Genomic DNA, 20,897 nt, shown 5'->3' with positions numbered 1-20,897 from the left:
AAAGCCCAATGTATTATTTACGTTGGGCTTTTTAATTTATGGAATAATAATATGAACAATCAACCTAATAATCCATTACATGGAATTAAGCTAGAAACTATCGTTACAGACTTGGTGGACCATTTTGGTTGGCAAGAACTCGCCGATAACATCAATATTAACTGTTTTAAACTGGATCCCTCCATTAAGTCTTCTTTAAAGTTTTTAAGAAAGACCCAGTGGGCTCGTGATGAAGTTGAAAGCCTTTATATTTCTACGTTTTTGCAAGCTGAAAATTCAACGTCTGCTTCACCATGGGGTAAAGTTTAGTCAGCATATTTTTGGTGTATTTGTAAAAATTGATCTTTATTGTCTACAAATAATGAAACCAAGTTGGGGTCAAACTTTTTGCCGGATTCTTTGAGAATGAGTTTATTCACATTGTCTATATCCCATGCTGGTTTGTAACATCGGTTTGTCATAAGCGCATCATAAACGTCAGCTAACGCAACAATTCGGCCATATACGTGTATGTCGTTGCCTTTTAGACCTCTGGGGTAACCAGTTCCATCCCAGTTTTCGTGATGTTGGGCCGCTATGGTTGATGCCGCTTTCATTATAGGTAAGTTAGATGACAACAAAACAGCCTCACCAATATCAGAGTGGGTTTTCATAATCTCCCATTCATCTGTATCTAGCTTGCCTGGTTTGTTTAATATTTTATCAGGAATACCAATTTTTCCTACGTCATGGAGAGGCGCTGCCAAAAATAACTGCTCCACCTCTTCTGAATTGAGTCCTAACTTTTGTGCTATTAATTTAGAATAAAGGGCAACCCTTCGAACGTGATTACCAGTTTCTTTTGATCTTGTTTCTGCTACTTCGCAAATAGAGTAAACAATCTCTTCTTGTGTTTGTTTGAGTTCATCGTTTAATCTAATATTCTCTATGGCGACTGATATATTACGACAGAATACCTCAAGTATATTCGAATCAAACTCTACAATGTCTTTAGAAATTTCAAGAAATAGAACTAATTCATGTTTTCCTACAGTACTAATATAAAAGGTCTGGTTGTGCTCTAAAACCATCTTATCTCTAGGTATCGTTTTTGATTCTAATAACTTAGCGATTTTTATTCTTATCAATTCGTTCTTGGATTTTGAGGTTCCATGATCTATACAAGCTAATAACTTAACTTGCTCATTTGACTTTGCGGCAAAAGCTGTAGTGCTTTGCGCTAAAACTACTTCCGCATCTATATGCATCATTGCCGCTAATTGTTGCAAAGCACCCTCTGCAAATTTTTTTAATGAATTTTCCTGCAATAAGGATGAGGTAGCTTCTATAATTCGCTCTAGGCCTATTCTTGTTCGGTTAATAGCGGTTATGTCACGGTAAGAACGTAACGCAGAATAGATAACTGTATTAAGTTTCTGATTAGTGAGTTCTGTTTTTTCTTTGTAATCGTTTATATCGTATTTTTGGATTACTTCATATTCTGGTGCTTGGCCAGGTTGGCCAGTCCGTAAAATAATTCTAACATCGTGGTTAACCATTTCATTTCTAATGAAATCTACCAAATCTAAACCTGCGGTATCTGTTTCCATTACAACATCAAGCAATATAACGGCAATGTCCGGTTCCTTTTGTAATAGCTCTTTTGCTTCAGCGCCTGAGTATACATTAAAAAAATTTAGTGGTTTATCAGCGAAGGTAAAGGAATTGAGCGCTAGCTTTGTAACCGTATGTATACTTGGTTCATCATCAACTATGAGTATTTGCCAACCTTTTTCATCAAGCTTATTTTCTATAAATTCTTCTTGCAAATCTTCAACTGAAAAAAGCGGGGCATCATCATTATCTATCATGTTGGCTACCTTTATTACTGAGTTAGATTAAACTTAGTCGCTAATCTGTAAAACCTGCAAGTAAATCAGCTAGCATTTATTTAAAAGATTTTTTATGGTGTTAATATACAAGTAATTAGCAGTTTGAATGTTTTGTAATCGTTTCTGTCGAATTGTTTTCTCGCTCTTCGTTATTCACATTTGTAATGGTGAAGAAGAGGTGTTAGTCGCAAAAGTATAAAAATTGAGTGTACAAGGATTTAGCGTTGAAAAAGTATTTAGAAATATTTGTGCAGTTTCTTTATCTGGGTCTTATAAGCTTTGGTGGACCTGCGGCACATATTGCCTATTTTCAAAAAACATTCGTCGAAAAGTTAAATTGGGTTGAGCCTAAAACCTATGCTGGATTTATTGGTTTAAGTCAATTTTTACCAGGGCCGGGATCTAGTCAAGTAGGCTTTGCAATTGGTCATGAAAGAGCAGGGGTTTTCGGAGGTATTGCTGCTTTTATAGGCTTCACTTTACCATCTTTCTTCATAATGTATTTTCTAGCAAACTTAGGTAGTGAAGAACAATTAAGTCAGCCTATTTTTGTTAATGTTATTTCCATGCTAAAAATACTGGCGGTAGTAGTCGTTGCTGATGCTGTGTTAAGTATGTTTACAAACTTCTGCAAAAATAACATAACGATCTCTATTACTTTTATCAGTGCAGTGACCTCCATCTTAGTATCTGGCTTGGTTCTTCAAGTATTGTTGTTACTTGCGGCTTTGATATTTGGTGCCATTTACCAAGCTAAAATTCAGCAAGGTTTTTTAGACAGTGCGCCGGCAATTACTCATTCGAATATTCGGACTGAACTTAAAAACATGAAGGTCTTTTCGTTTTCTATATTTGTGATTTTGTTATTCGGGTTGCCTTTGTTAGCTAACGTTAGTAAAGAGATTTCTTTATTTTCAGATTTCTATTATGTTGGTAGCTTAGTATTTGGCGGAGGGCACGTGGTTCTCCCTATGTTACAGGAAGTAACTACGAGCATTGATAACGATACATTTTTGTTAGGTTATGCTGCTGCACAGGCTATACCTGGTCCTATGTTTACATTCGCGACTTACCTAGGTGGCGAGTTACTTGTAAATTCGGTATTTATAGGTGCATTTTTAGCGACATTGGCTGTATTCCTACCAGGGTTTTTACTGATTGTTGCATTCAAGGATAGCTGGAAAGGCCTGGCTAAGTTTCCAAGAGTTGCAGGTGCAATGGTAGTAATTAACGCCGCAGTAGTTGGGCTTCTAATGGCAGCGTTTTATAAGCCAGTTTTAATTAGTGCTATACATAGTCATTGGGATGTTGTAACTGCGTTGGTTGGCTTTTGGGCTGTAAGGTATGCCAAGTTGCCATTTATTGCAGTTGTAATTGCCTATATAGGCATTGGAATTGTTAAAAGTTTATAAAAGCTTCTGCAATGAAAGGTGAGCAGTAAGATAATTACATGCACTTAGCAGCAGGCTTTGAAGTTGGGGTTCAACAGTGGTGCCATCTTCCATCATTTCTTTTAGGTCTTGATTATTAATAGCAATAATTGCTTCAAAATAGGTGTTTCCTGTTTCACACTTTTTTAAGCCGGTTAATCCTGCTTCTGTGATTTTTATCCAACCATCAGAACTCTGTTGAGGTAGCGCCATATATGGCTTTTCTGGCATGAGTGTAAGATGAATGTTTATCACTTTAGATTCATCTGCAAACCATTGAGCTGAAAGCGCAACAAAATTTATCCACGCCTGAAGCTTTTCTATTAAAAATGATGATTTATCATCGCTCGCATCAAACAGGGCAGATGTTCTAACTACGATAGGTAAACTTTCTTCCATTTTAGGTCCCATATTGGTTAATATTCATCTGCGCTATTTATTGTACGTAATTTAAACTTTCGTTTAATTAAAATTTAATAACCTGACGAACTGTCTGAGTTATTACTTTCATTGCCTGACAGTGTATCTTTTAGGCTATTTAAAAGGCCACTTGCACCAAAGCGGTAGTTAGAGGCCGTTATCCACTCTACGCCCATTATTTGTTCAGCTTGAATTAAATAATTCTGAGCGTCTTGAGTAGTTCGAATACCGCCAGCTGCTTTAAAGCCAACTTTGCTACCATTTTCTTTTATCACATTTAACATGACATCCGCGGCTTCTAACGTGGCATTGACTGTCACTTTTCCAGTAGATGTTTTTATAAAATCTGCACCGCAGTCTATGGCAAACTCACTGGCTGCTTTTATTGTATTTAAATCACCTAGTTCGCCAGACTCAATAATTACCTTTAGTACGTTGTGATCAGCACAGGCCTGTTTGCTTTGAACTAATATTTCTTCACAGTGCTGCAGTTCACCGTTAACAAACTGCTTATAAGGCAATACAACATCAATTTCATCGGCACCGTCGGCTATGGCCTGCTCAGTTAACGCAATAACCTGGTCAATATTATCAGTGCCATTTGGAAAGTTGGTGACAGTAGCTACTTTTACTGAATCTAAACCTAATTCAAGTAAAGTTTTTTTAGCTATTGCTACATACTTAGGAAATACACAAACCGCCGCTACATGCCCATGATCTGTAATTGCATTTTGGCAAAGGTCGATAATGGTTTGGTCTGTGTCGTTGTCGTTTAATGAAGTTAAGTCCATCAAGCCTAACGCTTGATGGGCATAGGCTTGATGATTTTTCATTATGCGTCTGCCAATAGATCTTTTAATAGTGTAGTCAGTCGTTTAGCAGCCAATTGGCCTTGCTCTAACGTTTCATCGTGACTTAGGTTAGTAGCCGATAGACCAGCTGCCAAGTTTGTAATGGTGGATATCGCACAAACTTTTAAACCACAATGTCTAGCTACGATTGCTTCAGGAACCGTTGACATACCAACCGCATCAGCACCTAAAGTGCGCTGAGCACGAATTTCTGCTGGCGTTTCAAAAGTAGGGCCTGAAACCCAAATATAAGTACCACGATAAAGTGTTAAGCCAGACTTTAATGCCGCTTTTTCAACACGCTCGCCAATTTGACGGTCGTAAGTTTGCGTCAAGTCCAAGAAGCGTGGACCAATTTCGTCATCATTAGGACCAATCAATGGATTAAAGCCAGAGAAGTTAATATGGTCTGTGATCAACATAATACTGCCCGGGCCCATGTCTTCTTTTAGAGAGCCTGCGGCATTAGTTAAAATAACAGATTCACAGCCTAAAGCTTTAAAGCTTCGTAGTGGAATTGCAATTTTTTCAAATGAGTGGCCTTCGTAATAGTGAAAACGACCTTGCATACAGATTACGTTTTTACCACCTAATGTACCGGCTACTAATCGACCTGTATGACCTACAACTGTACTTTGTGGAAACTCTGGGATATCAGCATAAGGAATACTAATAGGGTCTGTTATTTGGTCGGCAAGGTCAGCTAAGCCGCTACCTAATACGATAGCCACTTCAGGTTTAAAACCATTTAATTGTTGTTCTATATATTGAGCACTGATTTCAAAATCTTTCACGTAATTATCCCGTTAATGTCTATATTTTCTGATCTGGAAAAGCACGCCATACTTAGGGTGGTCTAAATAGTGTAGATCACCTGAGTAGGTACGTCTTAGTTGTTTGAATGGGAAATTTTGTAGGTATTGTATTTCCAATAATGAGCTATCGTTCGTAAGAGACGGATCCTGCTCATTAAATTCGTTAAACTCGGAGACTGCTTTGTCTTTGTTTGCAGCTGATATTAATACGTTTTGTACATCATTGGTCAAGTCATTTTCAAGTAATGACGCATCTAATGATGATTCTTTAGCCAAAACCTCGTCTATATCCACCATCTTTGTCATTTTTTGACGAAAGTTTAAATTGGCGTCTAAGTAAAGGTAATGATCTAGGTGAACTTTAAAGGAGCCATCAAGTTGCCAAGTTTCCTTTGGGAAGTTCTGTTTTTTGGGCATCACTAATTGATTGGTTATTGGATCGACGGCTGCGCCAGACTCAAGTTTGTTTAAAAACTTATCTACATTGCTTTGAACCGAACTTAGCATAACTTGATTGCTAGATTGCTGAAGGTCCATCGATTGCAAATTATTTGCTAAAGGCGGAGCCGTGCTTTTTTTAATTTGATGACCGTCATAGGTAAATTCATCAGTATAGTTGGTACCTGCTTTTAAATACACAGAAACAGCGTTCGTAGCCGATAAGCCTGGTTGACGCCAACCAATATGTAATAAGGTTTTTGTGCCCCAGTGGCTATCTAATTTCTCAGCTTGCTCTGTCAGTGCTAGGTTTTGTTTATCCAATAAATAAACACCTCTGTAGTCGTCATAGTCATAGCCAGACATCTCCCTCGGTGCTTTGTCCCATTTAACTTTTGTAAAAAGGTTTATAGTTTCATTAGAGTTTGTTTTGTGGTTCAGGAAATTGATGTCTTCAGAAACTTGCCAATAATCGTTTAAAGACTCACTTGGTAACAAGCACAAGTTTTCCGAAATCTTCCAGCTTTGTGAAATTATTGTTTGGTAATTTACGTAGTATTTAAAAAACTCTGAATCTGACAGCAGCGGTAATCCTTGATCGTCACGCTGTTCATTAATATAAAAAGGATCTAAATCCTCATGACACCTAGGTAAATTGGATAATAGTGGCGCTATGTCGGGAGAAAACTGACTAGCTTGTATATCCCAATATCGACGAGGTTTTACATTTTTTATATGTTGATCAAAATTTTCTCGTGTCGTTTTTTTAAGAGTGCGTTCAAAAATGATAATTTCAACATCAAACCAACGGCCATCAGCTGACTTAATTCCCTCGACTAGCTCCTCATTTTCTTTTCTAGGTGCTGTAGGGCTGAGCTCAAATGGGTTTTTAGGCTCTGTTAATAGACTCGTCAACTCATCGGGTATAGCAAGGCTACGTGAACTTGAATCTGTGGCCGCAAAACCAGATGTCGCGGTAAGTACAAGAAACAACGGACTCAGCTTTTTAAGCCAGTTTGAATTTCCAATGATTTGACGACTCAACAACTTCTATTCCTTTTAACAGAGAAAATCTGGGAAACATGTAATTTAGTTTCCCAGTGTACGTTAGGGCAATTTAATCTTCTAGGTTTTTTGCTTATGCTCAAAATCATTTAGCATAGCGTTAACAAACTTCAACCTATCTTCGGTGTCCTTATTATCAATGATGAATTTTAAGGTTTGCCCACCGTCAAGTTTATAATGCTGTGGTTTTGATTGAATTAAGCTAATCAAGAATAACGGGTCTACTTTTGTTTCTTGTGAAAACTCAAATTTACCGCCTTTAGGTCCAGCTTCTATTTTTGTAATACCAAGAGCCTGAGCCCGTTGTCTAAACTCACTAATTTTAAATAGATTCTTAGTGGCATCAGGCAGTAGACCAAACCTATCAATAAGCTCAATTTTTATATCGTCTAAGTCATCCGTATCCGCAGCCGTTGCGATTCGCTTATAAAGGCTCAACCTCATGTTAACGTCGTGAATATAGCTATCAGGTAATAAAGACGGAATTCGAAGCTCTACTTCAGTTTGTTTAGATGTGATTAAATCTAAGCTTAACTCTTTACCTTGTTTTAACGCTTCCACCGCTTGGTCTAGCATTTCCATGTAAAGCGTAAAACCAATGGTTTGTATTTGACCTGTCTGGTCATCACCAAGCAGTTCACCTGCGCCACGTATTTCTAAATCATGAGTAGCTAACGCAAAACCAGCCCCAAGATCTTCTAGCGACTCAATGGCTTCTAAGCGCTTAACCGCGTCCTTGCTGATGGCTTTGGGTGGTGGTGTTAACAAATAAGCATAGGCTTGGTGGTGAGAACGACCCACACGGCCTCTAAGTTGGTGTAGTTGCGCCAAACCAAGTTTGTCAGCACGCTCCATGATAATAGTATTGGCAGTAGGCACATCTATGCCGGTTTCAATAATAGTGGTACATACTAATACATTGTATCTTTGGTGATAAAAATCACCCATTACGCGCTCAAGCTCTTTTTCACGCATTTGTCCATGTGCAACCACTACTCGACACTCAGGCATCAACGCCTCAATAGCCTTTGCTCTTTGCTCAATGGTTTCTACGTTGTTATGTAAAAAATACACTTGGCCACCACGATTTGTTTCTCTCATGATGGCTTCTTTGATCAGATCATCATTAATTTGGCGAACAAAGGTTTTGATAGCTAAGCGTTTTGCTGGAGGCGTGGCGATAATTGAAAGGTCGCGCATGCCACTCATCGCCATGTTTAATGTTCTTGGAATTGGCGTAGCTGTAAGCGTTAGAATATCAACATTAGCCCTTAGCTTTTTGATGGCTTCTTTTTGTTTAACACCAAACCTGTGCTCTTCATCTATTATGAGTAAGCCTAAGTCTTTAAACTTGATGTTTTCTTGGATTAACTTGTGTGTACCTACCACAATATCAACTTGACCATTTTCTAGTTGCTCTAAAACGGCAGTTTGTTGTTTCCCTGTTTTAAATCTCGATAGGACTTCTACTTTAACGGGCCAATCCGCAAACCTATCAACAAAGTTTTCGTAGTGTTGTTGCGCTAACAGAGTAGTTGGCACTAAAACCGCAACCTGCTTACCATCGTTTACTGCGATGTAAGCCGCGCGCATAGCGACTTCGGTTTTACCAAAACCAACATCGCCGCATATAAGTCTGTCCATGGCTTGTGGTGACTTCATGTCATTAACAACGGCGTTAATCGCAAGTTGCTGATCTTCAGTCTCTTCAAACGGAAATGATGCCGAAAACTGTCGCCAGCCATCTCGTTCTAATTCGTATTTATATCCAGGTTTTGCTTCACGTTGAGCATAGATGTCGAGCAATTCAGCAGCCACGTCTTTAATCTTTTCCGCGGCTTTTTTGCGAGCTTTTTCCCATGCGTCAGAGCCTAATTTATTTAGCGGTGCAGATTCAGTTTCACCGCCGGTATAACGCGAAAGTAAATGTAAGTTACCAACTGGAACATAAAGTTTTGCTTCGTTAGCGTATTCAATCGTTACAAACTCGCTAGTAAGTCCACCAGCGTCTATGGTTTCTAACCCTTTATAACGACCTACACCATGTTCAATATGTACAATTGCTTGATCTACTTTCAGCTCTGCAAGGTTTCTTACTAGCGCATCAGTAGAAATAGACTTTTCACGTTTATTTCGTTTTCGCTGTGTAACGCGACCGCCCAGTAATTCTGTTTCAGTAACAAACGAAATTGGGAGTGATTCATTATTGTGGTTAGTGATTAAACTAAAGCTGTTTTCTAGACTTGTTATAACGATACCAATGTCACTATCTGAATCGACAAAGTCTTTTACCGTTTTAAATTGGTTTGGCTTTATATGAGCTTGTCTTAAAAGCTCTAGTAATGTTTCACGTCGACCTGCAGACTCAACACTAAACAAAACTTTACCGCGTTGTTCTTTTTGAGAAACAATATGGGCAAGTATTTTAGTAAATGGTTGTTTTAGCTGCGAGTCTATTGAAATATCGTCAATAATTTGCGTATTAGCGTTAAATTTACCAGCGCCTTTTGTCACGCCATTTTGAATGTTAATTTGTGGCCATTGGTTCATCTCACCAAATAGCTCATTAAGCGCCAAGAATAATTTAGCCGGTTCTAATAAAGGTCTTAAAGGATCAACATTTAGGTTATCGTGACGCTTTTGGGTTTCGCGCAGATATAACTCGGCTTGTGCCTGTATATCACCGACCAAAACTAAGTGACAGTTTTGCGGGAAGTAGTCAAAAAGCGAGTCTGTTTTTTCGAAAAATAGCGGTAGGTAATACTCAATCCCTGCAGGGAAACTGCCTTCAGATACTTGCTTGTATAGGCTACCTTTTTCATTTCTAACAGTGAATTGCTCACGATAATTTTGTCTAAATGCCTCTATTCCTTCTTTATCTAAAGGAAATTCGTGAGCGGGCAATAAGTTAATTTTATCGACCTTGTCTTTACTGCGCTGAGATTCAGTATCAAAGACACGAATAGAGTCTATTTCGTCATCAAAAAAATCAATTCTAAAAGGTTGGTCGCTACCCATAGGGTAAATATCGAGTATGGAACCACGTACCGAGTATTCACCGTGTTCAATCACTTGCTCTACATTCCGGTAGCCATTTTCTTGCAGTTGCAAGGCTAATGCTTGTATATCTTTTACATCGCCCGCTGAAAATACAAAGCTATTGCCCATAATATAGCTTTTAGGGGCAATAAAATGCATTAGCGTACTAACAGGAACGATAACTACGCCGCGCTGCATACTTGGCAATTGATACAGGGTTAAAAGTCGCTGTGAAATAATGTCTTGGTGCGGCGAGAATGTATCGTATGGCAGAATTTCCCAATCGGGGAATGTAAATACCGGGTGGCTGTCTGCAGGTAAAAGGGTGGTTAATTCACTTTCTAGTCTATGGGCCGCAGGCGTGTTTTCCGTTACCACAACGGTTACATGATCTGAATGAAAGGCAGCCTCTGCAATAGCAAGGGCTTTACTGCTTCCCGCTAATCTTGACCAAGTTATCTTATCTGCTTTTTTGTCTGACGCCGATTTAACCTTCGGCAAAGGCAGTTTTAATAATTGTGGAAGCACAACAATCCCTTTAAATTCATTTTCAAGTCGCGGTAATTAGCGTTGTTAATCGCGATAAATCTTTAATAAGTCACTATAATGGTCTATCCGGCGGTCACGCATAAATGGCCATATTCGTCTAACAGACTCACTTCGACTTAACGATACGTTTGCCGTAAGAATTTGATCATCACTGTCGCCTGCATGAGCTAATATTTCTCCTTGTGGCCCTGCAATAAAACTATTGCCCCAAAACGAAATGCCTTCACTCTGACCACTAGGATCTAATTCTAATCCCACTCTATTACAAGAGATAACGGGTAAACCGTTCGCCACGGCATGTGCTCTTTGTGATATTACCCATGCATCTAGCTGACGCTTTTGTTCATCGGCATCATCTCTTTTGTCCCAACCAATTGCGGTAGGGTATATAAGCACGTCTGCACCCGCCATCGCCATTAATCTGGCAGCTTCAGGAAACCATTGATCCCAACAGACTAAAACACCAAGTTTACCTATTGAGGTTTGAATAGGCTCAAAACCTATATCACCCGGTGTAAAGTAAAACTTTTCATAAAAGCCAGGATCATCAGGTATGTGCATCTTACGATATTTACCTGCAATAGAGCCATCACTGTCCATGACTACTGCTGTATTGTGGTAAATCCCAACGGCTCGCTTTTCAAATAACGATAATACAATGACAACCTTTAACTCTTTGGCTAATTCGCCAAAGGTGTTAGTAGAAGGCCCCGGTATAGTTTCAGCTAAATCAAAACAGTCTGTATCTTCCGTTTGGCAGAAGTACAAAGAGCAATGTAACTCTTGTAAAACAATTAGCTTCGCACCTTCAGAGGCGGCGTCTTTAATGCCTTGAATGGTTTTATTTAGATTGTGTTGAACATCACCTGTATTGCTATGTTGTACTAAGGCGACGTTTAGGTCTTTATTGTTCATAGTTAAGCTCTAAATTTTGTTAAATTTGCATACGTCATTATAGGTTAAACAATCACGCCTGCAGGTATCTGCATGGTTAAACAATGTAAACTACCGAACTGCTGGATAACCGCGTTACAGTCAATTCCGATAATGTCATGATTTGGATGGGCCTTTTGGATTACGCTTAACGCAGCTGCATCATTGTCATCATTGTAGGTTGGTACTAGTACCGCTCTATTGATAATGAGGTAATTTGCGTAGGTGGCTGGTAACAATTCGTCATCTTCATTTGAAATAGGGCTAGGCATAGGCAGTGGAAATAGACGGTAGCGTTCACCGCTAGTATTTTCAAAGCTTTCCAATTGCTTTTCCATGTTGCATAGTTCGGCATAGTGAGACTCTGTTTTGTCGTTACACTGAACATAGACAATACCTTCAGGCGCAAAACGAGCTAAAGTGTCTACGTGAGCATCAGTGTCATCGCCAGCTAGGTGCCCATGATCAATCCACAAGACTTGTTTCATGCCCAATGATGTTAATAACTGCTCTTCGATTTCTTGTTTTGAAAGGTGTGCATTGCGGTTTTGATTCAGCAAACAAATGGATGTGGTCATTAGGGTACCCGCACCATCGCTTTCAATACTGCCACCCTCTAATATTAAATCATTCTTTTGTGTTAATGCCGCATCAAAAAAAGGTTGCTTAAAAAGGTGACCATTGATCTCGTTATCAAGATTTGCGTGGTACTTTGCACCCCAGGCGTTAAACGTGAAGTCGAGCAGTTTAGGCTCTCGCTTTTCAGACAGTAGAGTGATTGGTCCATGATCTCTAGCCCAAGTGTCGTTACAAGGCGCTATAAATAAGCGTGCGTTATTTGTGTTCACATTATTGCTTTCTAACAATGACGCTACATGGTTCTTTAAATCGCTAGAGTGACAAGCAACAACCAATAGCTGACGTTCCGCTATGTGACTGGCCAGCTGTATATATACGTTCTCGATGTCTGGTAAGATAGGTGCCCAGTCTGTTTTGTCGTGCGGCCATGTTAATAAAACGGCAGACTGTGTTTCCCACTCTGGTGGCAAAGTATATGACATTAACTATTCTCACTGTCTCTTTTTTGGGTTTTCTTCAATAATTGTTTCGATTGTTGGTGCAGCGAAGCTCTAACTACAGTTTCACGATCTTCATCTCTAATTTTATGGAATAAAACGGTATATAGCGTTTCTCTTTCATTCCCTTCATCGCCTTCATCGCCTTGTGTGTCATTATCACTTTGTTCAATTACTCGGCCTAAACAATATATTGCTGAAGCCTCGTCATTAAAAAACAATTTACAAACTAAATAGTCTTCTTTGCTATAACTATCCGGTGACGAGAAAACAAAACCTCCGCCACCAAATGAAACGGTGAGATGACGTTCATCATTTTCATCTTGAGCTTGCAGAATATAGTGCATCATTAAATCAATTTTTCGGCTTTGTGCTTTTAAGTAATCAGCAAGCGGCTCAATAACATCGCCTAGCTGCCTAAGCGGTCGAAGCATATTTTGTTCAACGCCTTTCATTTCAGACGCTAACTTATAAGGTAAGGGGATTAACGCGTCAAACTCATCATCAGTAGGAGTATTAGACAATACATCGCCTTTACTTATGTTGACTTCAATGGCGTGATTTAACTGAAAATACTCAGAAAACTGAGCGGAATCTTGTTCATTCATTAACGCTGACCTTATGTGATTACGGAGCCTGCATAGCTTGTACTTTGTATATGAAACACATATTATCGAACCTTATGCATTCCTTCACCATTTAAATTAAAAAGATTCAAAACCTTACATGAATTTACCAATAAGTTTAGTCATAGCTCGGCGATACGCAAAAGCTTCCAAAGCAGGCAAGTTCGTGGGGCTGATATCATTATTTTCAAAAGCGGGCATTACCTTAGGTGTATTATCTCTGATAGTTGTTATATCAGTAATGGATGGTTTTGAAGGTTTATTAAAAGATCGGATTTTAGGTAGTGTGCCGCATGTAGTGGTTACTGCTAAAAATAATGGCCTGTTAGAAGAGTTGCAAGACAAAGAGTGGCTTAAACAACTTCCAGAAAATGACCAACAACTCATCTTACAACAACTACCACTAGTTAGCTCTACGGCGATTCTACAACTACCTCAAGATTTTAAAGGCATAGTGGTGCAAGGTTTATCACTTGACTCTGAAATCCCTCTGGGTTTAAAAGCCGCTGCCAATAGCCCAACATGGGAATCGTTAAATAGTAGTCGCTATGGCGTCGTTATAAGCCGGTTTATGGCTTACGACAACGGGCTAAGCATAGGTGACAATGTACGAATTATCGTAAGTGGTGCTTCTCATTACACTCCGTTAGGTCGTTTGCCCGCTCAACGTAACTTTAAAATTGTTGGACTTTATTCCACCGATAGTGAGTTGGACCAACATTTAGTATTTACTAAAAAACAAGACTTAAACAAGTTACTAAAGCAAAAAGCTAACAGTATGCAGGCAATACAGCTTGTATTGAGTGATCCTTTTGCAGCCAAATCAATTGAAAAATCATTATTGAACACGCTCGGCAAAGACCAGTTTGACATATCAAGTTGGTATAATACCCACGGAAAACTATTTGACGCCGTTAAAATGGAAAAAAACATGATGTGGATAATGTTGAGCCTTATTGTTGCGGTAGCGGCTTTTAATATAGTTTCTGCGCTTGTCATGATGGTCACACAAAAACAAGGCGAAGTAGCTATTTTAAAAACCCTTGGCATGCAGCCCATAGACATTGCAAAAGTGTTTACTATTCAAGGTAGTTATAACGGTGTTATTGGTGCTATTTTAGGAAGCATATTAGGATCAGTAATTACCCTTGGAATAAACAAGTTTATGTTAATAACAGATATTAACTTGTTGGGCGTTCCAGGCATAGGTTTACCTGTTGTATTTAGTGTGGAAAAGGTCGGCTTGATTGCTATTTTGGCAATTGGATTGTCGTTTTTGGCCAGTATTTATCCTGCCATCAGAGCGGCAAAGTTAGCGCCGGCCGATGTGCTGCGTTATGAGTAATTTAAGGAAATGGTTGTGAATGTAATTCAGTGTAGTGATTTGAAAAAATCATATAGCGGTGTTGTGGATACTGATATTTTAAAAGGACTAAATTTAGAAATAAAAGCTGGTGAGCAAGTGGCTATCTTAGGACAATCAGGCTCTGGAAAAAGTACTTTGTTGCATTTAATTGGAATGCTTGATCAACCGTCGTCTGGAGTTATTGAGATTTTAGGCAAGCGCAATACCGACTTGTCAGACAGTGAAGCTGCACTATTTAGAAATAAAAATTTAGGGTTTATCTATCAATTTCATCACTTATTGATGGAATTCAGTGCCTTAGAAAATGTATCTATGCCTTTACTTATCAACGGAACGGATAAACAAGAAGCAGAAAACCAAGCTAAAAGCTTGCTTGATTTAGTTGGCCTCTCACATCGTTTAGATCACTTACCTTCGCAAATGTCAGGAGGAGAGCGTCAGCGTGTAGCGATTGCAAGAGCACTCGTTAATAAACCTAAGTTGGTGTTGGCTGATGAACCTACCGGTAACCTTGACAAACAAAACGCTCAACAGGTGTTTGATTTATTTTTAAAGGTGAATCAAGAGTTAGGGACAACTCTAGTAGTTGTAACACATGATCAAGCACTAGCAGAGCGCTTTGACAGAATTATAAAGCTTGATGATGGACTTGTTGTGGAATGAGCACTAATTCTAAACAAAATATCACCTTAGCTTGGCAATTAGCAGGCAGGTATTATAAAACTGGCGTACAAAGCCCTTATATTCGGTTCATTAACAGAGCGTCTCGCATAGGCTTTGCAATTGGCGTTGCCGCGCTAATTATTGGCTTATCAGTAATGAATGGCTTTGAAAGGGAGCTTCGCAATACGCTTCTGTCTGTTATTCCGGATATAGAATTTAAATCGGTGGCTGGTTCATTGCCGGATTGGACAAAAACTGCCAAGCAAGTTCAACAACACCCAAAGGTGCTCTCCGTTGCTCCATTTATTGAATTAAACGCGATGATTCAAAAGAAAAATAATATGGAAGCGGTATTACTAAAAGCGGTACATCAAGAGTTGGAGCGAACCGTTAATGTCACGTCGGAGTTTATTATTGAGGGTACTTGGTTAACCAAAGTAGAGTCAGGCACTTTACCACCGGCGGTTATAGGAGTTGGCCTCGCAAAAAAGCTAGAATTAACAGTAGGCGATAGACTTGAGTTATTAATCCCCGTTGTTTCTGATACTGGCCGTTTGTCATCGCCTAAATACTTAAACTTTGTAGTGAGCGGTATTTATCAAATCGGTGGTCAGATGGATCACGGTCAGGTTTATGTGCCACTGGATGTTATTCAACAAAGCCAAGGTTACAGTGAGTATGAAGCCCAAGGTGTAAAGGTTTCACTCATTGACCCATTTGAGGCTAACAAGGTTGCTTCTGAAATAGGCAGTGAAATAACGGACTACGTTTATATTATTGACTGGTTCAGGAGCCAAGGCCATGTATACAACGATATCGTGCTAGTAAAAGATATTATGTATTTAGTAATGGTCCTTGTTATGTCCGTGGCCAGTTTTAATATTGTTTCTTCACTTTCTATGGCGGTACAAGAAAAGTATAGCGATATTGGAATACTTAAAACTTTAGGGCTAACGCCTAGCACTGTTAAACTAACTTTTGTAATTATGGGTTTACTGACTGCAGTAAGAGGAATAGTTTGGGGAACATTAATTGGATGTGTTCTAGCGAAGTTTTTGCCAAATATATTTGCGGTTCTAGAGAGTTTGTTGAACTTTAAGGTGCTAGACGGCGATGTCTATTTTATAGAGTACTTACCAAGCGAGCTCCAATTTACACAGGTTATTATCATTACAAGCACTGCTTTGTTTATCGCATTATTAGCTAGTCTATATCCATCTAGTAAAGCCGCTAAACTTACCCCAATAGAATTATTGAGGTAAGGCATAAGCTGAAGGTTTAAAAAACTTTAAGCCTTCAGTTTCCAATGACAAGTTTCACCTGCAAAAAATGGAACGATAGGATCACCATTTGGAAGTGTAATCATTTCTGGAATGGTCCAGTCTTCTTTTACTAATGTAACCGTGCCGCTATTGCGCGGTAGTCCGTAAAAGTCAGCGCCATGATGAGAAGCAAAACCTTCTAGCTTATCTAAAGCATCAAGCTCTTCAAATACATGAGCATATAATTCAAGTGCAGACCAGGCACTATAACAACCCGCACATCCACAAGAATTTTCTTTTTTCGACTTTTCATGTGGAGCTGAATCAGTACCTAGGAAAAACTTACTGTTACCAGTTGCAACAACGGCGCGAAGAGCTTGCTGGTGGATGTTGCGCTTTAATACAGGCAAGCAGTAATTATGCGGTCTAATGCCACCAACGAGTAAATCATTCCTGTTTAGTAATAAATGCTGTGGAGTAATTGTCGCGGCTACGTTTTCTGGCGCATTAAGTACAAAGTCGACTGCATCTTTAGTGGTAATGTGCTCGAAGACTATTTTAAGATTTGGAAAACCATCAACAATTCTAGATAAGTTGCGGTGGATAAACTCTTTCTCTCGATCAAAAATGTCGATGTGGTGATCCGTTACTTCTCCGTGCACTAGCAATAACATGTTTTCTCTTGCCATGACTTCGAATATTGGAAAGAGGCTATCTAACGCGCTAACTGCAGCGTCTGAATTAGTAGTTGCGCCCGCTGGATAAAGCTTTGCTGCGACTGTACCAGCGGCTTTTGCGTCGATGATATCTTGCTCTGTCGTATCGTTTGTAAGGTACAACACCATTAACGGTTCAAACTGGCTGCCATCTGGTCGAGCTTGTTCTATGCGCGAGCGGTAATCATTGATCATTTGAGCATTAGTCACTGGAGGCACAAGGTTCGGCATTACAATCGCGCGATTAAAACAACGAGCCGTTGCTGCGACGGTCTCTTTAAGCATATCACCGTCTCGGAAGTGCAAGTGCCAATCGTCAGGCGTTTGAATAGTAATTTGTGTCATAAATGCTCCATATGCTGATAAAGATAACTAACGAATTAATGTTACTACTTGTCTAGTTCGCGGTTAATTCTAAGTTGCTTGCGCTGTTGCCAAGATTTTTTTACTGAATAACGCCACATTAAGTCTATTCCAAAAAAACCGATAATGGCGGCAACCGAGGCCGCAATTAAACAGCCGGTTATAAATGCAGGACCTATGGTTGATAAACTGGTCACTAACCAATCCCAACTCAACTGAAATTTAAATGGTTGTTTCTCACCACCTAAAACCCATTCGCCCAATAAATAACAACCATAGAATAGTGGAGGCATAGTTAAAGGGTTACTGACCCATACAAGGGCTACAGATAATGGCAAGTTGACTTTAAATATAATGGCACCAAACGCTGAAAGCCACATTTGAAAAGGAACGGGAATAAAAGCATTAAACAAACCAATTGCAAATGCCCCTCGAGCTGAGCGTCGATTTAGGTGCCATAAGTTTGCGTCGTGCAGTAGGTCGCCAAACATATTGACGGCTTTGTTTTGTTTGATTTTTTGGTGGTCTGGCAAAAATCGCTGTATGAATTTTTTTGGCATAATTTGAGCTCGGATCAAGATTTCTGTACTTGTCAAAAAGTGACGCTAAGTTACATTAAAAATTGGTCTTTGTAATTAGAGAATTAATACATTAGTTAAGGAAATTTGATTGAACAAATGGTTCGCAGGATTTTTAATCGGTTGTGGCCTTTTTTTGTTCAGCCCACGCTTGTTAACTTTAGGTGAGTCAGTCAGCTTCTTCATCGCCATTCTTTCTTTATTAGCTGTCGTAAAAGTTAAAAAAACAAACACCCATCTAACAACAAGCTTAGCATTATCAATTTTTATATCCATTTTAGTGGGTATCAGTTATCAAAATTTAGTCAGTTCTTGGTTAACGCAATATAATCCTCTAACCGCTTACTTAGATTCAAATAGAATCGTAACACTAACTGGAATGGTTAATAACGTAAACGTTGCAAAACCATGTAGTAAAACAAACACGAATTGCACGCCTAAATCACTGATTGTTGACCTGTTAGTGACTCATGTTGAAAAGCGAAAGGTTGACTGGTTGCAACCAGCGCTATTAGTTAGACTCAACTGGTTTGAAGCAAAAACAGATTCCAATTTAGAATTAAAAATGGGCAAAGAAGTTACGGCACATGTAAAATTAAAATCCGTAGTTGGTTATGAGAATGAACACGGTTTTAACCGTCAAACCTATATGACAGCAGGTGGTTACAAAGCAACAGGTAGCATTATAAAAGATCATGTTTTTTCTGTGAGTTCGAACAACCAAAACATGGCGGCTTTTTCAACTGAACATTTAAATATAAACCGACCAGCTCAACGCCAGTTAATTACCGATAAATTGTTGCGAATGATTAACCAGTCAGTCTCCGAATCGAATTTAGAATGGCGGCACCAAGATATTCTTTTAGCATTAACCACTGGTGACAAACAGCTCATTGATTATGCAAAAAAGGATACGATTAATAAGTTAGGGATTGGCCATTTTTTGGCAATCTCTGGACTGCATGTTGGCCTAATCTATTTACTGATTACTCTGACTCTAAAGCTTTTAATCAAATTTATAACGGGAATAAATAGTTTAATAAACAAGGTTATTAATAAAAAAGGTTTAGGGTCGAAATTAAGTCAGAGCTTAACCCCTATGTTAGTGCCAAATTTATTGTCACTCAGTTTTATATGGTTTTATGTCTTTATGATAGGAGCACCATCATCTGCGGTTAGAGCAGCCTTAGCAATATCATGTTGGGTGTTGTTCAAAATGTTACGTGTAAGATTGGGGAGCTTTACCATACTGTTATCTGTCGCAACGTGCAGTATCATTTGGTCGCCATGGTCTTATTTGAACGTATCTTGGTGGCTAAGCTTTTATGCCGTTGTTGGCATCATAATCTTCTTTCGTTTATTCGCTAATAGAACTTGGAGTGAAGGTGCATCGATAGTGGAGAACACAAAAAAAGTTGTGTTTGTTGCTATCGCTTTTCAAGTATTTATAGTGGTTTGGATGTCACCAATGACTATGACTATTTTTGGTGGAATTTCACTTTCTTCTATAGCCACAAACCTTATGCTAGCGCCGACCTTCTCATTTATAATCATGCCTAGTATTGTTATTGGCACTCTTACTCTAGACATAAACGCGACATTATCTCTTTTTATGTTTTCCATTGCTGATGAAATACTGACTTGGTTTTGGGATCTGTTTATATGGTTTAAACTAGAAAGTGGCTGGTTTTACCTGTCGAGCAATACTGCGTTTTCCTTGGTTTTTCTATTTATCGTTCTGATAAGCACCTTACCTTTTATCTATAAATACTTTTGCCGTTTAAATTTGACCGTTTTTAGAATGCTTACTTTATTCATTCTCCTATTCTTTGGATACAAGATTCCGAATATTTATAGCGATACATGGAATCTTTGGCTTACGCCTAAGCCCATAAAGTCATCTGTGCCAACAAAAGCGGCTTCTAACAGGACGGCGTTGTTTAAAAAGAGCAATGAGCTAAGAACCTTGATTTCAGTTTTTGATGTTGGTCAAGGAAGTAGTTTACTAGTTTCACAGCAAGATAGGGCTAGTCAGTATAGGACTGGCAATTTCTCAATGTTGATAGACTTAGGTCCAATATTTCCAAGTGGCGCTAATGCGACTCAGGCGGTCATTGAGCCAACATTGCAGAAACGCGGCATTCATGACTTAACACAGGTTATTGTTACCCACCTAGATACTGATCATATTGGTGATGTTTCAGCAGTAAACGGAACCCAAACTGAAAGCCTAATTCCCCAAAATTGTGATGATCTAAACAAATTGCCCCAATTGGTAGGAACAGAACGTGTAGCCTTAACCCTTATTTGGCCAAACATTTCTATATGGCCGGAACTTGTTGATCTTTGGCCTAACTACTCTCGAAATAATAAAAGCTGTGTAATATTAATAGAAGATTTAACATCGGGTTTAAAGCTATTAGTATCAGGCGATGTGACACATAAAGTAGAGCAAATATTAGTGGATGCTCATCACCAAAATAAGATTAACTTAAAAGCGGATGTACTGATTGCGTCTCATCATGGTAGTAAACATAGTTCTTTTAAGCCTTTTATTTACGCCAGTTCGCCGAGTATTGTGGTGTTTAGTAGCGGTGTAAATAATCGATTTGGCATGCCATCCAAAGAGGTCAAAGACAGGTACGAACGTTATCAAATTAGCCAATACAATACCGCAGAATCGGGGCAGATTGATTTACTCTTAAACCCAAACAGTCAGCAAATTGAAATTCGAACAACGCTCAATAAGTGGTCACCATTTTGGAAAAAACAAAATCCTTTTAGCTTTCATGGACAAATACGGTAGAATTAACCTAATTATTAGTTTCGTTTAGCT

17 protein-coding genes are annotated in these 20,897 nt (G+C 39.0%); 6 read left to right on the top strand and 11 right to left on the bottom strand.

Features of this window, described 5'->3' with window-relative positions; genetic code table 11:
- The first annotated feature begins 51 nt into the window (after positions 1 to 51).
- On the top strand, positions 52 to 309 hold the full coding sequence (locus ABD009_RS01480) for a VF530 family protein (protein ID WP_343822264.1): 258 nt from the start codon (positions 52 to 54) through the stop codon (positions 307 to 309).
- On the opposite strand, the gene ABD009_RS01475 is transcribed toward ABD009_RS01480, so the two are convergent.
- Positions 306 to 1,850: a DUF3369 domain-containing protein gene (locus ABD009_RS01475; protein ID WP_343822263.1), complete on the bottom strand. Its 1,545-nt coding sequence runs from the start codon at positions 1,848 to 1,850 to the stop codon at positions 306 to 308. The two genes, ABD009_RS01480 and ABD009_RS01475, sit on opposite strands and share 4 nt — an antisense overlap.
- Positions 1,851 to 2,095: 245 nt before the next feature.
- Between ABD009_RS01475 and chrA the strand changes: the two genes are divergently transcribed.
- Positions 2,096 to 3,283: a chromate efflux transporter gene (chrA, locus tag ABD009_RS01470; RefSeq protein ID WP_343822262.1), complete on the top strand. Its 1,188-nt coding sequence runs from the start codon at positions 2,096 to 2,098 to the stop codon at positions 3,281 to 3,283.
- On the opposite strand, the gene ABD009_RS01465 is transcribed toward chrA, so the two are convergent.
- From ABD009_RS01465 to ABD009_RS01430, 8 genes are all read right to left on the bottom strand, one after another.
- Entirely contained in the window at positions 3,278 to 3,700 is a 423-nt protein-coding gene (locus ABD009_RS01465) for a hypothetical protein (RefSeq protein ID WP_343822261.1), read from the bottom strand. The two genes, chrA and ABD009_RS01465, sit on opposite strands and share 6 nt — an antisense overlap.
- Positions 3,701 to 3,774: 74 nt before the next feature.
- Positions 3,775 to 4,554: a deoxyribose-phosphate aldolase gene (deoC, locus tag ABD009_RS01460; protein ID WP_343822260.1), complete on the bottom strand. Its 780-nt coding sequence runs from the start codon at positions 4,552 to 4,554 to the stop codon at positions 3,775 to 3,777.
- A complete protein-coding gene (locus ABD009_RS01455) occupies positions 4,554 to 5,366 on the bottom strand; it encodes a purine-nucleoside phosphorylase (protein ID WP_343822259.1) in 813 nt (270 codons plus the stop codon). Before ABD009_RS01455 ends, deoC begins: the two co-directional genes overlap by 1 nt.
- Positions 5,367 to 5,378: 12 nt before the next feature.
- Entirely contained in the window at positions 5,379 to 6,869 is a 1,491-nt protein-coding gene (locus ABD009_RS01450) for a CsiV family protein (protein WP_343822258.1), read from the bottom strand.
- 81 nt (positions 6,870 to 6,950) lie between these two features.
- The gene (gene mfd, locus ABD009_RS01445) at positions 6,951 to 10,457 is read right to left on the bottom strand and encodes a transcription-repair coupling factor (protein ID WP_425543053.1); all 3,507 of its coding nucleotides are present in this window, start codon (positions 10,455 to 10,457) and stop codon (positions 6,951 to 6,953) included.
- 45 nt (positions 10,458 to 10,502) lie between these two features.
- On the bottom strand, positions 10,503 to 11,393 hold the full coding sequence (locus ABD009_RS01440) for a carbon-nitrogen hydrolase (protein WP_343822257.1): 891 nt from the start codon (positions 11,391 to 11,393) through the stop codon (positions 10,503 to 10,505).
- Between the two features lie 44 nt (positions 11,394 to 11,437).
- Positions 11,438 to 12,472: an agmatine deiminase family protein gene (locus ABD009_RS01435; RefSeq protein ID WP_343822256.1), complete on the bottom strand. Its 1,035-nt coding sequence runs from the start codon at positions 12,470 to 12,472 to the stop codon at positions 11,438 to 11,440.
- Positions 12,472 to 13,095, bottom strand: coding sequence for a PilZ domain-containing protein (locus ABD009_RS01430; protein ID WP_343822255.1), 624 nt, complete (start codon positions 13,093 to 13,095; stop codon positions 12,472 to 12,474). Before ABD009_RS01430 ends, ABD009_RS01435 begins: the two co-directional genes overlap by 1 nt.
- Positions 13,096 to 13,213: 118 nt before the next feature.
- Here ABD009_RS01430 and ABD009_RS01425 point away from each other — a divergent pair, with 118 nt between their 5' ends.
- From ABD009_RS01425 to ABD009_RS01415, 3 genes are read left to right on the top strand one after another with little or no spacing between them, the layout of a single operon-like run.
- The gene (locus ABD009_RS01425) at positions 13,214 to 14,458 is read left to right on the top strand and encodes a lipoprotein-releasing ABC transporter permease subunit (RefSeq protein ID WP_343822254.1); all 1,245 of its coding nucleotides are present in this window, start codon (positions 13,214 to 13,216) and stop codon (positions 14,456 to 14,458) included.
- A 15-nt stretch (positions 14,459 to 14,473) separates the two neighbouring features.
- Entirely contained in the window at positions 14,474 to 15,142 is a 669-nt protein-coding gene (gene lolD, locus ABD009_RS01420; protein ID WP_425543052.1) for a lipoprotein-releasing ABC transporter ATP-binding protein LolD, read from the top strand.
- Positions 15,139 to 16,404, top strand: coding sequence for a lipoprotein-releasing ABC transporter permease subunit (locus ABD009_RS01415; RefSeq protein WP_343822252.1), 1,266 nt, complete (start codon positions 15,139 to 15,141; stop codon positions 16,402 to 16,404). Before lolD ends, ABD009_RS01415 begins: the two co-directional genes overlap by 4 nt.
- A 26-nt stretch (positions 16,405 to 16,430) precedes the next feature.
- On the opposite strand, the gene pyrC is transcribed toward ABD009_RS01415, so the two are convergent.
- Positions 16,431 to 17,465: a dihydroorotase gene (gene pyrC, locus ABD009_RS01410; RefSeq protein ID WP_343822251.1), complete on the bottom strand. Its 1,035-nt coding sequence runs from the start codon at positions 17,463 to 17,465 to the stop codon at positions 16,431 to 16,433.
- 44 nt (positions 17,466 to 17,509) lie between these two features.
- Positions 17,510 to 18,043 (bottom strand): DUF2062 domain-containing protein, encoded by a 534-nt coding sequence (locus ABD009_RS01405; RefSeq protein WP_343822250.1) that lies wholly within the window; start codon positions 18,041 to 18,043, stop codon positions 17,510 to 17,512.
- 109 nt (positions 18,044 to 18,152) lie between these two features.
- Here ABD009_RS01405 and ABD009_RS01400 point away from each other — a divergent pair, with 109 nt between their 5' ends.
- Positions 18,153 to 20,867, top strand: a complete 2,715-nt coding sequence (locus ABD009_RS01400) for a ComEC/Rec2 family competence protein (RefSeq protein WP_343822249.1) — start codon at positions 18,153 to 18,155, stop codon at positions 20,865 to 20,867.
- Positions 20,868 to 20,897: the final 30 nt, after the last annotated feature.

The organism is Psychrosphaera haliotis (assembly GCF_039523615.1).
GTDB classification, from domain to species: domain Bacteria; phylum Pseudomonadota; class Gammaproteobacteria; order Enterobacterales; family Alteromonadaceae; genus Psychrosphaera; species Psychrosphaera haliotis.
Note: the sequence above shows the minus strand (reverse complement) of the source record. Positions and strands in the feature narration are given on the sequence as shown.